Source organism: Nonomuraea sp. NPDC004186, assembly GCF_053603495.1.
In genome coordinates, this window is the sequence record NZ_JBSGFQ010000011.1 from 120,924 (window position 1) to 133,514 (window position 12,591).

At 69.8% G+C, this 12,591-nt stretch carries 12 protein-coding genes and 1 pseudogene; 5 read left to right on the forward strand and 8 right to left on the reverse strand.

The window, feature by feature from the left end; genetic code table 11:
- Positions 1-42: 42 nt before the first annotated feature.
- On the reverse strand, positions 43-336 hold the full coding sequence (locus tag ACWEPL_RS12075; protein WP_452436052.1) for a hypothetical protein: 294 nt from the start codon (positions 334-336) through the stop codon (positions 43-45).
- A gap of 121 nt (positions 337-457) precedes the next feature.
- Here ACWEPL_RS12075 and ACWEPL_RS12080 point away from each other — a divergent pair, with 121 nt between their 5' ends.
- The gene (locus ACWEPL_RS12080) at positions 458-3,100 is read left to right on the forward strand and encodes a WD40 repeat domain-containing protein (RefSeq protein ID WP_452436053.1); all 2,643 of its coding nucleotides are present in this window, start codon (positions 458-460) and stop codon (positions 3,098-3,100) included.
- A gap of 44 nt (positions 3,101-3,144) precedes the next feature.
- On the opposite strand, the gene ACWEPL_RS12085 is transcribed toward ACWEPL_RS12080, so the two are convergent.
- Positions 3,145-4,248, reverse strand: a complete 1,104-nt coding sequence (locus ACWEPL_RS12085) for a pentapeptide repeat-containing protein (protein ID WP_452436054.1) — start codon at positions 4,246-4,248, stop codon at positions 3,145-3,147.
- Between the two features lie 279 nt (positions 4,249-4,527).
- A complete protein-coding gene (locus tag ACWEPL_RS12090; protein ID WP_452436055.1) occupies positions 4,528-5,136 on the reverse strand; it encodes a dihydrofolate reductase family protein in 609 nt (202 codons plus the stop codon).
- A gap of 296 nt (positions 5,137-5,432) precedes the next feature.
- Here ACWEPL_RS12090 and ACWEPL_RS12095 point away from each other — a divergent pair, with 296 nt between their 5' ends.
- Positions 5,433-6,254: a serpin family protein gene (locus tag ACWEPL_RS12095; RefSeq protein WP_452436056.1), complete on the forward strand. Its 822-nt coding sequence runs from the start codon at positions 5,433-5,435 to the stop codon at positions 6,252-6,254.
- 24 nt (positions 6,255-6,278) lie between these two features.
- Here the strand turns inward: ACWEPL_RS12095 and ACWEPL_RS12100 are convergent, their stop codons facing one another.
- Together ACWEPL_RS12100 and ACWEPL_RS12105 are read right to left on the reverse strand one after the other, a co-directional pair.
- Positions 6,279-7,049 carry a hypothetical protein gene (locus tag ACWEPL_RS12100; protein WP_452436057.1) on the reverse strand — a complete coding sequence of 257 codons (771 nt, stop codon included), beginning with the start codon at positions 7,047-7,049 and terminating at the stop codon, positions 6,279-6,281.
- Positions 7,050-7,158: 109 nt separating this feature from the next.
- Positions 7,159-7,443, reverse strand: a complete 285-nt coding sequence (locus ACWEPL_RS12105) for a hypothetical protein (RefSeq protein ID WP_363983358.1) — start codon at positions 7,441-7,443, stop codon at positions 7,159-7,161.
- A 116-nt stretch (positions 7,444-7,559) separates the two neighbouring features.
- On the opposite strand from ACWEPL_RS12105, the gene ACWEPL_RS12110 reads away from it, so the two are divergent.
- On the forward strand, positions 7,560-7,973 hold the full coding sequence (locus ACWEPL_RS12110) for a hypothetical protein (protein WP_449901411.1): 414 nt from the start codon (positions 7,560-7,562) through the stop codon (positions 7,971-7,973).
- Positions 7,974-8,097: 124 nt separating this feature from the next.
- Positions 8,098-8,187 (forward strand): annotated as a pseudogene (locus ACWEPL_RS12115) (zinc-binding dehydrogenase); the annotation flags it as partial.
- An 89-nt stretch (positions 8,188-8,276) separates the two neighbouring features.
- Here ACWEPL_RS12115 and ACWEPL_RS12120 read toward each other — a convergent pair.
- From ACWEPL_RS12120 to ACWEPL_RS12130, 3 genes are all read right to left on the reverse strand, one after another.
- On the reverse strand, positions 8,277-9,671 hold the full coding sequence (locus ACWEPL_RS12120) for a MarP family serine protease (RefSeq protein WP_452436058.1): 1,395 nt from the start codon (positions 9,669-9,671) through the stop codon (positions 8,277-8,279).
- A 106-nt stretch (positions 9,672-9,777) separates the two neighbouring features.
- Positions 9,778-10,137 (reverse strand): glycoside hydrolase family 2 TIM barrel-domain containing protein, encoded by a 360-nt coding sequence (locus ACWEPL_RS12125; RefSeq protein WP_452436059.1) that lies wholly within the window; start codon positions 10,135-10,137, stop codon positions 9,778-9,780.
- A 175-nt stretch (positions 10,138-10,312) separates the two neighbouring features.
- Positions 10,313-11,149 carry a helix-turn-helix transcriptional regulator gene (locus ACWEPL_RS12130; RefSeq protein ID WP_363983369.1) on the reverse strand — a complete coding sequence of 279 codons (837 nt, stop codon included), beginning with the start codon at positions 11,147-11,149 and terminating at the stop codon, positions 10,313-10,315.
- Positions 11,150-11,262: 113 nt separating this feature from the next.
- On the opposite strand from ACWEPL_RS12130, the gene ACWEPL_RS12135 reads away from it, so the two are divergent.
- Positions 11,263-12,459: a CynX/NimT family MFS transporter gene (locus ACWEPL_RS12135; protein ID WP_452436060.1), complete on the forward strand. Its 1,197-nt coding sequence runs from the start codon at positions 11,263-11,265 to the stop codon at positions 12,457-12,459.
- The last annotated feature ends 132 nt before the right edge of the window (positions 12,460-12,591 follow it).

Consider the following 12,591-nt stretch of genomic DNA (forward strand, 5'->3'; position numbering starts at 1 on the left):
CGCATGCGCAGTGTGCGGCCTCGGGGGTGTCCGGCACCGGGATCATCCCAGCACGGCCTCGTCGTCGCAGCGGACCGTGACCAACGCGAAGAACACGTGCGTCCGCGCATCCTGGGAGACCACCGACTCGAACACGTCGCACGCCGTAAACCCGTGGTCGAGCGCGTTCTGCCTGGCGGCGCTCTCCGCGTTGGCGAGCGCCGTGTCCTCCACGACTCCTTTTCCGAAGCCGTCGAACAGCGCGCCGCTCTGGGCGGTGGCCACGGTGGTGGTCGCAGTGACGGTCGCGGTGACCAGCGTCGCCGCGACCAGCAGCTTTTTCATCAGGTACGACATGGGAGCTCCTCATGGCTCGTCGGTGGGTCTACACCCGATGGGCGTTCCATCCCGTTCCACGTGCCGACGAGGACCGCGTTCACCCTCCTTCGGCGCGCCCTCGGTCGTACGATCACTGGGCATGAAGATCCCCGACCCGCCCGAGACCGGACCTGAGGCTTTCGAGGCGGCGCTGCGGGCCGCGGACTGGACCGCGTTCGTCCCGGAACACGACCTTGTCCCGCTGCGCGCCGCACTCGTCGAGCTGGAGCGACGCCACGGTGTCGTCGACGCGCACCGGTACGCGACCGAGCGGATCCGGGAGCACGGCGCGCTGCTACGCCATCCGGACGTCCACCAGGTCGAGATCACCGCGCAGGCGCTCAGCCCGTCCGGCCGGTATCTGGCGGTGGGCGACTTCGGGGGCGACGACTACGACCGCGGAGCCACCCTGCAGATCTGGGAGGTGACCACCGGGCGGTGCGTCAACGTCATCGACTGGATCGAGGGCGGGATCGGCTGGCCCGGCTACGGCGAGGTCATCCAGTGGTCGGCGGACGATTCGCGCCTCGCCATGGCCTACCGGTCGAACAACGTGGGCGTCTGGGACCCGTTCGGCGAGAAGAACGAACCCGTCGGAACCGCTCGCCTCACCTACTCGGGACGCCCGGACCCGTTCGCCCTGGCGCCCGACGGCGTGCGCGCCTACGTCCTTCAGGAGGCCGACGCGCGCGCTCACGGCGCCGTCGTCCCGCTGGACGGCGGGGAGGTCTGGCCGGACGACGCCAGGATCGAACCGCTGTCGGACGGCAACCGGTTCGTCCTGGACCGGGTCGTCTGGTCGCGAGATGGCCGGCGGCTCTACGGGAACCTGCACGACGGGCGCATCTGCTCGATCGACGCCGCGTCGGGCCGCGTCACGTGGATGACCGAGGGCGACCGCAACTACACGTGGCCGTCCGGCGAATGGAGCCCCGACGAAAGCCTCCTCGCCTTTCACCACGACGGCCGCCTGGTGATCGCCGACGCGCTCACCGGCCGACGGGTGTCCGAGGGGCCCGGGTACGCCGAGGTGACGTTCATGTCGTGGGGGACGCGCCTGGCGATCGTCGAATGCGGTTCGCGCGTCGGCATCGTGGACAGAACCGGGCAGCACCGCTACGACCTCGACCTCGAGCTGCGGTCGCCGAGTTACGACCTGGACGTACGCCCCTGGGCTTGGGAGCCGGACGGCGAGCGTGCCGCGTGCCTGACCGCCGAGGGCCGCGTCGAGATCTGGTCGCTCGGTGACGAGGGAGGCGAACGGCTGCGCTCCTTCGACGCGCCCGCCGAGGCCACGGGGGTGCACTGGGGCTCCGACGACGTGCTCGTGGTGCTGGGCACGACGGTGCTGCGGTTCCTGCGCGCGGACTCCGGCGAGGTGATCGGCGACTTCAGGTTGCTGCGGCAGCCGTCCGCGCCACGTCCCCTGATGCTCGACGACGAGGACTTCGGGGAGGACATGTACCCCGAGCCGAACCCCACGTTCGCGCTGGACGACGAGACCTGGGCCGTCGCCCTGCTGCCCGGAGTCGTGATCGCCCCTCCCGGACGCGACGACGACCTGGCCGCGGCCCTCGCGTGGGCGCCCGCCCGGCGGTTCGCCTGGCCCGTGCACTGGGGTGAGCTGGAGGTCGTCCCGGACGCGCCCGCCGCGGCCGAACGCGTGCCCGAACCGCTGTACGAGTACTTGGAGCCCTTCCGGGGCCGGACGATGACGGACCCGAGCCCTCAGGAGTGGCCGCCGCCCAACATTGCCACCGTCGACGACCTTTTCCGCGCCTTCCGGGAGGCGGTCGTGGAGTACGGGGTCAACCGCCGCAACACCTGGGCCGGCGAGGCGCTCCACTCCGCGGCCGTGCTCAGGGCGCTGCGCGGGGAGACGGCCGGGGCGCTGGAGCTGATCGGGACGTTGCCCGAACATCGCCGGCCACGCGTCGCCGCCGAGGTGGCAATGATGCTCGCGGCCTCGGGGCTGGAGGACGACGCGCGTTCCGTCTTCAGCCGTACCGACGGAATGTGGGGTGAGTCCGCCTCGACGGCGGGCTCCATGGGCGCCGTCCATGCGCTGCTGGGCGACGGCGCACAGGCCGACGCGTGGTTCGACCGGGCCCGGGAGAAGGTCCGCGAGAACGACGGCGGCTGGGACCACAGTCTCCGGGTCGTCCGGGCGCTGATGGAATGCGGCCGCGAGGACGAGGCACGCGCGCTGCTCGCCGAGGGCGCCGGCGCGGCCGGCGACGACGTCGGCATCCCGTTCCTGGGCTACCTGCTGCGCAAGGGCAAGGTCGAGCTCGCCGAGGAGTTGCTCCGGTCCGGTGACGGCTGGTTCCAGGGCTGGGGCGCGCAGCGGCTCCTCGTCGAGCACGGGCTGCCGCGCATGCTCGTGGACTGGGGTGAGCGCTACAACTGCTGGGTGAAGGAGACCGTGCCGATCGCGGAACGCAACGCCGCCCACGGCCGCCCGGCCGGGCCCGGCGGCGCGTCCGGACCCGGTGACGCGGATGTCGAGGCCCTCGCGCAGGCGCGTGCCGAGCTGCTCCGCATGCCCCCGGGACGCCGCCACGGCCCGACCGTCAAGCTCACCGTCCAAGCCGCCGAATGCCGCCACCTGAGCGCGGTGCTCGCCTTGCTCCCCGAGCTGCCGATGCCGTCCTACGGCGGCATCAGCTCTCACGACCGGCCGTGGGTCGCCTCCACGGCCCTGCGAATCGTCACCACCGGCGTCGACGTCGACCCCTGGTGACACCCGGGCGGACGCCGGCGGTAGCCCCTGCCCGCTGATGCGGCCTACTCGGCTTCGGCCGGCGAGTCGGTCTTGACGGGCGCCGGCCGGACAGCGAGCTCTTCGTAGTCCCTGATACGGACAGGCGGGAGCGAGCGTATCCGTGCGGGTCTGATCCGGGAGGTGTCGAAGCCGTCGGGCCAGGCGGTGGTCTCGTCGAAGACCACGCGTTTCAGCGAAGCACCGGTCAGGACGGCGCCGGTCAGCGTGGCGCCACGGAGGTCGGCGTAGTCCAGGCGAGCGCCGCGCAGGTTCGCGTTCCGCAGGTCGGTCCTGGTCAGATCGGTGCCCCGGAGGTCGATGCCCTCGGCGATGACTCCGGTCAGGACCGCGTCGCGCAGATCGGCCTGGTAGAGGATCGCGTCGGCAAGGACCGCCCCCGCCAGTCGTACTCCGCTGAGATCCGCGCGGGTCAGGTCGGCTCCGACGAAAGCGGCCTCGGTCAGATCGCTGAAATGGAAGTCCGCGTCGCGCAACCGCGCGGAGGCGAGGTTGACCTTGGGCAGGACCAGGCGGTCGAGGCGGAGCACCTGTCCCCGGACCGCGTCCCGGCGGCCGAGGACGGTCAGTGCGGCGTGGATGTCAGGGGCGCGGAGGGAGAGGTTGACCGAGCTGCCCGCCGCCGTGGCGGCGTGACGCGCGTGCCGGGCGTCGCGTTGCGGCTCGCAGGCTCGGTTGCCGACGAACGCGGAGAGGATCTCCCCGATGGTCCGGCGGTCGGCCGTGGATGAGCGGGAGATGCGTTCCAGCGCGTAGATGCCGCCGAGGCGGACGTCCACGCTCGGGTCACCCAGATGCGCTATGGCGGCGGCGAAGGACTCGGTCGCCTGCCCGTGACGGCTGAGATGTAGCTGGCGCCAGGTGAGATAAGCGCCGATCAGCAGCACCAGGCCACCGACGCCCTGGAGCAGGGCGGTGCGGATGTTGTTCACGGCGGTGGCGTAGTCGGCCGGTGGCTTTGCCGCGCCCAGGTCCCATGCGAGCAGGTAGCGGGGCAGGAAGAGGGCACCGGCCAAGGCGCCGAATCCCAGGAGCGCGGTGAGGAGGAAGGGCCCCGAGATCCGGTACCGCCAGGAGGGGCCGACGCGTGCGATCTTGTCCGTTCGCACGGGGTGTCCGGGGAGCGGAGGTGTGTGATCTTCGATCCTGCCGCCGCCAAGGCCTCTGAATGGCTTCTTCATCTGTGCGGCGGCTCTCCGATCGTCACTGACCTCTGCGGTTCGACAGCCCTTCGTGGCTTCACTCCTGGGAGAAGCAGTACGACTATGACACTTCGCCGCCGACCTCAACACAGCTGGATCTGTGTGAGGTCGTGCCGGCCGAGTTCTCCATGGACCTCGGCCGCACAGCTACACCTCATCGGCCGGCATGCCCCTGTACGCTCACGTCTACTGCTCGCCCTGGGACAGGTGGGCCTTGGCGTCGTCGTAGGAGGCGTCACCGCTCGCCCCGGCGGGCCGGTAGACCAGGTACAGCACGCCCGTCGCGAACGTCTCCGACTTGATCAGTTCCAGCGGGATGGAGTTCTCCCCCTCGTCGAACAGGCGCTCACCCTTGCGGACGGCGATCGGGTGCACCAGCAGGTGCAGTTCGTCCAGCAGTCCCGCGGTCAGGAGCTGGCGGACCACCGACACCGAGCCGCTGACGGCGATGCGGCGGCCCTGCTCGTTCTTCAACGCGGTCACGGCCTCGACCAGGTCGCCCTGGAGCAGCTCGGAGTTCCGCCAGCTGAACTCCAGGGGCTGGCGCGACACGACGATCTTCCGCGCGTCGCCGAGCGTCTTCGCGAAGCCCGCGTCCTCGCCGCCCTCGGCCTCCCGCTCCGGCCACGCTCCGGCGAAGCTGTCATAGGTCTTGCGGCCCAGGAGCAGGGTGTCGGCCATCTGCGCCGTCACGGCGGCGCCCATCTCGTCGTTGAAGTACGGGAAGTGCCACTGTGCCGGCTCCTCGACGACCCCGTCGAGCGAGATGAACAGGCTTGCAGCGATCGTCCTCATGATGTTCCTCCAAGGAAGGGGCGGAGCCGTCCGGCTCAGCCGCTCTGATGTTCTGTAGCCTCGCGGAATCACCTTACGGATCTCTTAAGGTCTCCCTTCGGAACGGGAGTTTGATCCCTGTACGGTCACCTCCATGAACTGGCAGCAGGACTCGGTGACCGCGGTGAACGCATTAACCGCCCGGTGGGTGCAGACCTGTTCGGGTGGATCGGTCGTGATGGCCGGCGCAGGAGCCTGGCCGCTGCTGGCCCACCTGGCATCGGCCGCCGGGGGACGAGGCCGCACAGAACTGCAGGATGCCGTCGGGATGGACGCCGCCACCGCGTCCCAGGCGGCCCGAGCCGTTGACCGACCGCGTGCTCCTCGTCCTGGCCGTGGCGCTGACCGTCCGCACCACCTGGCTACGCCCGTTCACCGACGGCATCGACCTGTTCGAGACCGGCCCGTGGGCCGGACGTGAGATCCACGTCCTACGCCGCAGCACCCGCGTACTCGACCGCGCCAGAGTCGCCGACACCCCCGCCGGCCCGCTGACCATGCTCCGCGTCATGGGCACGGGCGGAATCGACGTCCACCTCGTTCTCGGTGACGAATCGACGAAACCCGGCCACGTCCTCACCGCCGGCATCGACGTACTGGCCGGACGCCACCCCACCACCCCAGCCGACCTCCTGCGTGCGGGCAGCCCGAGCCCCGGATTGACCGTCCGCCACGTCCGCGACCACACCCCCGACGACGCCTTGAACGTCACGGTCCCGCGCTTCACCATCGCCTCCGCGCACGACCTCCTGGACCTGCCCGAGGTCTTCGGCCTGGCAACGGTGACCGACGTGACCCGCGGGCACTTCCCCGGCATCAGCACCCAACCGCTCGCCGTCACCCAGGCCCGGCAGGACGCCGTCGCCACCTTCCAGGCCACCGGCTTCGAGGCCGCCGCCGTAACCGCCCTCGGCGCCGTCGGAGGCGGAATCGCCCCACCACCCCCCTACCGCGTCAGACACATCGACCTCGACTTCAGCCATCCCTTCGGATTCCTCACGGTCGACCGCCGAAGCCGCCTCATCCTGACCGCCGGCTGGGTCGCCGAACCCCAGAACCTGAGCAGGCTTGAAGAGTGAAGGAGCCGAGCAGCCGGGCTGCCGTCAACCGAGGCGTGCGAACAGGACCAGCCCGGCGACGGTGACGGCCACTCCGATCCCCAGCACGCCCAACTGCCCCATGACACCGGCCCGGCCTTGCCTGTCGCCGAGCCACACTCCGGCCACCGCCGCCGGGGCGGTGACGAACACGAGCCACGGGCTCCAGGCCAGAAGCAGGGTGAACCCGACCTGGGTCGCGATCGACGACGCGGTCTTGACGAGCCTCATCCCCAGGGGGAAGCGCTCGGGGGCGTCCTTGGCCAGGGGGTCGGTGTGGCTGAGGATGACGGCCAGCGTGCCCATGGCCAAGCCGGTGACAGCGCCGGTCAGCTCGTACCCGAGGGCCAGCCATACGGCCTCGTCGACGTCGGCGTGCAGCAGCGTCACCAGCGCGAGCCGGACCGCCTCGAAGAGCGCGCCGACGAGCAGGAACGTCCGGTGAACGGGTTCGCCGTGGTCCCGAGGCCGGTAGCGAGTGATCACCGCATAGGTCGCGAGGCCGACCACGAACAGCAGGCCGGCATAGAGCACGCCGGTGATCAGGGCCGGCCAGGAGAAGGGGACGAGCCAGCTGCCCGTCGCCGCGGTGACCGCCACCACGGGCAGGAACCCGCCGAGCAGTCCGGCATTACGTATGCGCCGGGCCTTGCGCACGCTCCGGCTGACAGCCGAGTCCTCGTCGGTGAGGTCGCGTTCGATCTCCTCGACCCGCGCCCTCGCCCGCTCCCGCCCCCGTCCTTGCCCTCGTCGCTGACGGTCGCCGTCTCCGCGCATGTCCGCCCCCCGTTTGGCGTCTATTCGCGATGACGAGCGGCAACGGGGAGAAAGTTCCCTACCCTTTCCCGGACGCCGACGTTGACGCGGCGGCAATCCGGGTGGCCCACTAACCGGACGCCACAACCTCACCGGCCGTGACCTGAGGAGCGTTGGGAAGCAGGGAGACCATGCGCTCCCGCACGAAGTCCGCGGCCCTCTTGGTTGATTCTTCGGCTCCATCCTGATCTTCGAAGACGCTGGTGGAAAGCATCACCCCATCCCCGGCGTCAACCCAGAAGTAGGCCACGAACCCGGGGATCGGGCGGATGAGTGGCACGAACTCCTCACTCACCAGGCGCCCGGCCCCGGCGGGATCGGTTACCCCCTCGTACCGCCGTACCATTGCGTACATCGTCGACCTCCTCCTGGAGCCCAAGATCGCCCCACGAGGGAGGAACTACCCCCGCCACGGGCCCTGTGAAGCCAAGGGCCGGTAATGAATGCCACATTCAGGACCTGGAAAAGAAGATGACCACGCAGCCCCACCACGTCGACCACGAACTCATCGAGGCCGCGGCGCACGTCGCCCGCACTCGCTGCCGGGGTGACAACCACACCATGGCAGCCGCGGCCCGTGCCCGGGACGGCCGGATCATCACCGCCGTGAACGCCTACCACTTCACGGGAGGACCCTGCGCCGAGCTGGTCCTCATCGGCGCGGCAGCCGCCCAGGGCGCCTACGAGCTGGACACCATCGTCGCCGTGGGCGATCGCGACCGGGGCGTCGTCCCCCCGTGCGGCCGCTGCCGTCAGGTCCTCCTCGACTACTTCCCCGCCCTCAAGGTCATCGTCGGCAAGGACGACCGCATCCGAACGGTCCTCATCACCGATTTGCTCCCCGAAACCTACGTCTGGGCCGACCACCAGCTCGACGCCGGGTAAACCGCGCCTCGTACGGTGTCAGCGGCGGGCCCTCGGCGGGCCCTCGGCGGGTCCTCGGCGGGGCTGAGCAGAGTCTCACGGTGCAGGTCGATGGGGCCGACCGCGGAGTGGGCGCGTCGCGCTCGCCGCCACCCATCCGCTGGGGCGGGTCCAGGACGCCTTTCGCGAGCTGGAGAAGCGCCACACGCGCGGCAAGATCGTCCTCAAGCCGTGACCGGCGCCGTCCGAGCGAACGCACCGGCCACCGCCGCGCGACAGTGTGGGCCGTCCCGGCGAGGGGATCTGACCGCGACACAACCCGCGTCAGTCGCAGGCCTGAGTGTTGACGGGCTGGGTGGCGCCGGCGGCGCGGCGGGCGTCGGAGGAGACCTCGGAGGCCGTGAGCACGTACCCGGTGTCGTCCGCGCTGACGACGGCGGCGAAGACCACGCCCAGCACCCGGCCGTCGGGGCTCAACAGGGGGCCGCCCGAATTGCCTTGCTGGACCTTGCCCCGGATGAGGTACACCTCCCGCGTCACCTCGGTGACCCGGTAGATGTCGGGGACGCGAGCCCGCTGCCGTGCCGCGACCCGGGCCGGCTGTGTGGTGAACCCCTGGTTCTTGGGATACCCGGCGATGACGGCGTCATCGCCCTTGTCCGCCTCGGCCTCGAAGGTCAGGTACGGCAACCCGAGGTTGAGCGTATACAGCACCGCCACGTCCCGCTGCGGGTCGTAGTGGACCACCACAGCGGGGTGCGATCGGCCGGTGTGATCGATGACGACCAACTCGCTGTCGACCCCGGCGACCACGTGCGCGTTGGTCATGATGTGATCGGGCGCGTACACGAATCCGGTGCCGGTGATCTGCTTGTTGCAGGAGCGGGCCACTCCCTGCACCTGAACGATGCCTGTCCGCGCCGCTCGCAGGCCGGCGCTGTCGAGCACCTCCGTGTCCGGCGGCGGGACGTTCACGGTCGGCTGGCCGGCGATCGCGTCCAGCACCGGCGGGAAATCGGATCGGTCGATGAACCGCTTGAACGGTTTCTGCCAGTCACGTGCCGCCTGGGGTATCGCCTGGTCCACCGTCCCCAGGATCAGTGAGCCGCGGATCTGCTCCACGATGGTGGTCAATGAGCTGGACACCAGCACACTGCCGACGAGCCAGGCGATGACCAGCACCGATAAACCGGAGACGAGTGTGCCGCCCAGCGCGTCCAGCATCCTGCCCGGCTCGTGCCGCAGGTAGGAGCGGATCACCGCGCCGACAGCGGACGTACCGAACTGGAAGATCATCGCGGTCAGGAACACGATGATGATCGCCAGCATGGATTCCGGGACATCCCCGTCCACGACCAGGCCCGCCACAGGTGGCGCGATGTAGATCCCGAGCACGCATCCGCCCACGAAGCCGACGAAGCTCGCGGCCCCGACGATGAATCCCTGGCGATAACCGGAGACGCCGGAGAGGATGAGCAGGGTCAGCAAAATGAGGTCGAGTAGATCACCGGGCACAGAGAAAGGTAAGCACAATATGAGCTCTGGCGCTTCACCCGGATCGATCTCGCCAGAATGTGGAATTTCAGATTTCCTGAGACCCGGCTGGAAGACCTCATCCTTCTCTTCGCTCGCCGACAGGACGGCATTCATCCTGGCGGATATCGGCCCGACTTCACGCCTTTGTGCGCCATGCGCGATCGGCGCCGACCATAAACGCAATGAATTGATCCATCACTCATTGTTGATGTTGCGAGTTCATGGCCACCACGCCGCTTCTCAATATCCGGCAAGAGCGCGCTCGGCCGGCGCCGGGATCGTCCGGGACTCACTCGTCCTTGCGCCGGCGGGCGCGCAGGTGGAAGGCGGCGGTCTTGGGACGGCGGTCGCGCGTGAAGACACCCTTCTTGTTGCCGTCGACGCGGAAGACGCCCGGTGTGGTGGCGAAGTCGGCGAAGTTCCAGACCTGCTCGCCCACCACCGCGTCGACCCGGTCGAAGACCTGGTGATACACGTCCAGCAGGTCGGCCTGGTACTCCTCGGTCCACAGGGAATCGACCAGGCACTCGGCGAGGCCCCTACGCCAAGACCGCGCTCCTCGTGGCCGTCCTCGAGAACGCCGACTCCGCACCGTCCGCCGGGACCAGGACGAGGGCCGCATCCCCAACGCCAGGGACCCCAAGGGCATCGCCGGGTCCCCGGCGGCCCTGTGGAACGGGCATGGTGGCAACGGCGTGAGGATCGGAGCGGGTAGAGGCGGGCATGGAGAGCGTGCTACGGCACCACCACGGGTGCGGTACGCGCGGTGGGGGTCGTCATGATCGTGGCACTGCGCTGACGAGAATCCGAATGCTTGCGGTATGTCACGAGATGGACCGGAGCCGGCCGTGGGACCGGCGCCGGAGTCGGTCGACGGCCTCGGCCGTCTGGTCGTCGGCTGGGAGGAAGACGACGAGTTGCTGGGCCTCCGCAGGCAGTTCGAGCGTCTCGCGAAGCAGTCGAAGCTGGTGCCCGGCCGGGTGGTTGAGCCGGAGAACGCCACGTCGCGGCACCACATGACGCTTCAGGCGGCGGGTGAAGTCGGGCCCGGCGATGGGTGTGAGCTCCGCGGTGAGCCACTCGAGGTTCTCGAGGGATGGCGCCTGCCACAGGTCGAAGGCCTGCTCGTCCGCGATGTCGTCCCAGTCGGCGAAGAACGTCCGGGCGCGGGGGTCGGTGAACAGGTAGCGGTTGAGGTTCGGATGGGCGGCGTCGAGCAGTCCGGTGCCGCTGGTGACCAGCTCGTAGCCGCCGGTGTGGGCGAGGACGTCGCCCAGCCGGTTGGTCACGATGGCGACGCCGGGTTCGAGGAGGCGGAGAGTCCGCAGGACGGACGGTCGTACGTGCCTGGAAGGTGCCACGGGCCGGATGTGGACGGAGCATTCGTCGCCGGTGATCTTCGCGAGGTAGCGCAGGTGGTTGCGTTCCGAAGGGGTGAGGCGCAGCGCGTCGCCGAGGGCGTTGATGACCGCCGGCGACGGATTGCGGTCGCGGCCCTGCTCGATGCGGGTCAGGTATTCGACGCTGATGCCGGCCCACGTGGCGAGGTCCAGCCGGCGCAGACCCGGTGACCGGCGGCGGCCGCGGTCCGGCAGTCCACGGGATTCCGGCTGGATGCTGTCGCGCTTGGCCCGGATGAAATTCCCCAGTGGCGTCCCCACGTCGCCACGCTACCGGGCCGCCCTGCGATCGCACAGTGCGGAGGGTGACCCTCCGGGGGCTAGCCTGAGCTCGGTCTGGCTGCCGGCCGCGGTGCGGCCCGATCGTGGTGTGCATGGAGAGTACGTCGACGCGGCGTTCCGGTCGGGCGTTGCTGGTGTGGGGGCTGCTCGTGGTGGCCGCGAACCTGCGGGCGAGCTTGACCGGCGTCGGGCCGTTGCTGGATCAGGTGCAGGCCGATCTGGGTCTGGCCCCGGCCGTGGCGGGCCTGCTGAACACGCTGCCGTTGCTGACGTTCGTGGTGCTGTCCCCACTGGTGCCCCGGCTGGCCGCGCGGTGGGGAGCCGAGCAGTTGCTCGGTGCCGCGCTCGTGGTGCTGACGTTGGGGATCGCGCTCCGGTGGGTGCCGGCGGCGGTCGGTCTGTTCGGGGGAACCGTGCTGATCGGGGCGGGCATCGCCGTCGGCAACGTGCTGCTGCCGAGCCTCATAAAGCGCGACTTCCCCACCAAGGTGGGACTGCTGACCAGTGCCTATGCCACCGTGATGGGCGGTGTCGCCGCGGTGGCGTCCGGGGTGGCGGTGCCGATCAGTGAGGTCGCCCCCGGCGGTTGGTACACCGCGTTGGGTTCCTGGGTCCTGTTCGCGCTGGCGGCCGTCCTGCTGTGGCTTCCCCAGGTGCGGGCTCCGCGGCGTGCCGCACAGGCGATTCGCGGACACCGGTTGCCGTGGGGTTCCGGGCTGGCGTGGGCGGTCACGGCGTTCATGGGACTGCAGTCGCTGGGCTTCTATGTCGTCGTGACGTGGCTGCCCCAGGTTTTCCAGGACAACGGCATGAGCGCGGCCACCGCGGGCTGGCTGCTGTTCCTGTTCCAGGCGGTCGCGGTGCTGACCAGCCTGGCGGTGCCCGGCGCGATGCGGTGGGCGCGCAACCAGCGCGCGCTGGCGACGATCTGCTCGGCGGTCATGCTCCTCGGCTACCTCGGACTCTTCGTGGCGCCGGGACTGGCGTTGCTGTGGAGTGTCGTCCTCGGGTTGGGCGGCGGCGCCTGCCTCGTGCTCGCGCTGGCCTTCATCAGCCTGCGTGCCCAGGACGCGAGCATGGCGGGCGCGTTGTCGGCGATGGCGCAGTCGATCGGTTACCTGCTGGCCGCCGCGGGGCCGGTGGTTTTCGGGCTGCTGCACACGGTGAGCTCCGGCTGGCGAGCGCCGATCATGCTGATGTGCGTGGCCGCGGCCGGCCAGACGGTCGTCGCTCTGGTGGCCGGTGGGGGCACGGTACGCTCAGCCGCCCGCGATTCGACAAGCCCGTGAAACTGTTTTGTCCACAACGGCGTCACCTGCGTTCTTCTCCCTGTGACCCCACCTGCGCGATCGCGTGCTATTTTTTCCGGGTTATTGACGAAATATGAACGACTAGGCACACTCTCCGCAAGCTGCCCATCG

Coding starts and splice junctions, on each gene's coding strand:
- ACWEPL_RS12075 (WP_452436052.1), bottom strand. CDS start 336: ATGTCGTACCTGATGAAAAAGCTGCTGGTCGCGGCGACGCTGGTCACC.
- ACWEPL_RS12080 (WP_452436053.1), top strand. CDS start 458: ATGAAGATCCCCGACCCGCCCGAGACCGGACCTGAGGCTTTCGAGGCG.
- ACWEPL_RS12090 (WP_452436055.1), bottom strand. CDS start 5,136: ATGAGGACGATCGCTGCAAGCCTGTTCATCTCGCTCGACGGGGTCGTC.
- ACWEPL_RS12095 (WP_452436056.1), top strand. CDS start 5,433: ATGCCGTCGGGATGGACGCCGCCACCGCGTCCCAGGCGGCCCGAGCCG.
- ACWEPL_RS12100 (WP_452436057.1), bottom strand. CDS start 7,049: ATGCGCGGAGACGGCGACCGTCAGCGACGAGGGCAAGGACGGGGGCGG.
- ACWEPL_RS12105 (WP_363983358.1), bottom strand. CDS start 7,443: ATGTACGCAATGGTACGGCGGTACGAGGGGGTAACCGATCCCGCCGGG.
- ACWEPL_RS12110 (WP_449901411.1), top strand. CDS start 7,560: ATGACCACGCAGCCCCACCACGTCGACCACGAACTCATCGAGGCCGCG.
- ACWEPL_RS12125 (WP_452436059.1), bottom strand. CDS start 10,137: ATGCCCTTGGGGTCCCTGGCGTTGGGGATGCGGCCCTCGTCCTGGTCC.
- ACWEPL_RS12135 (WP_452436060.1), top strand. CDS start 11,263: ATGGAGAGTACGTCGACGCGGCGTTCCGGTCGGGCGTTGCTGGTGTGG.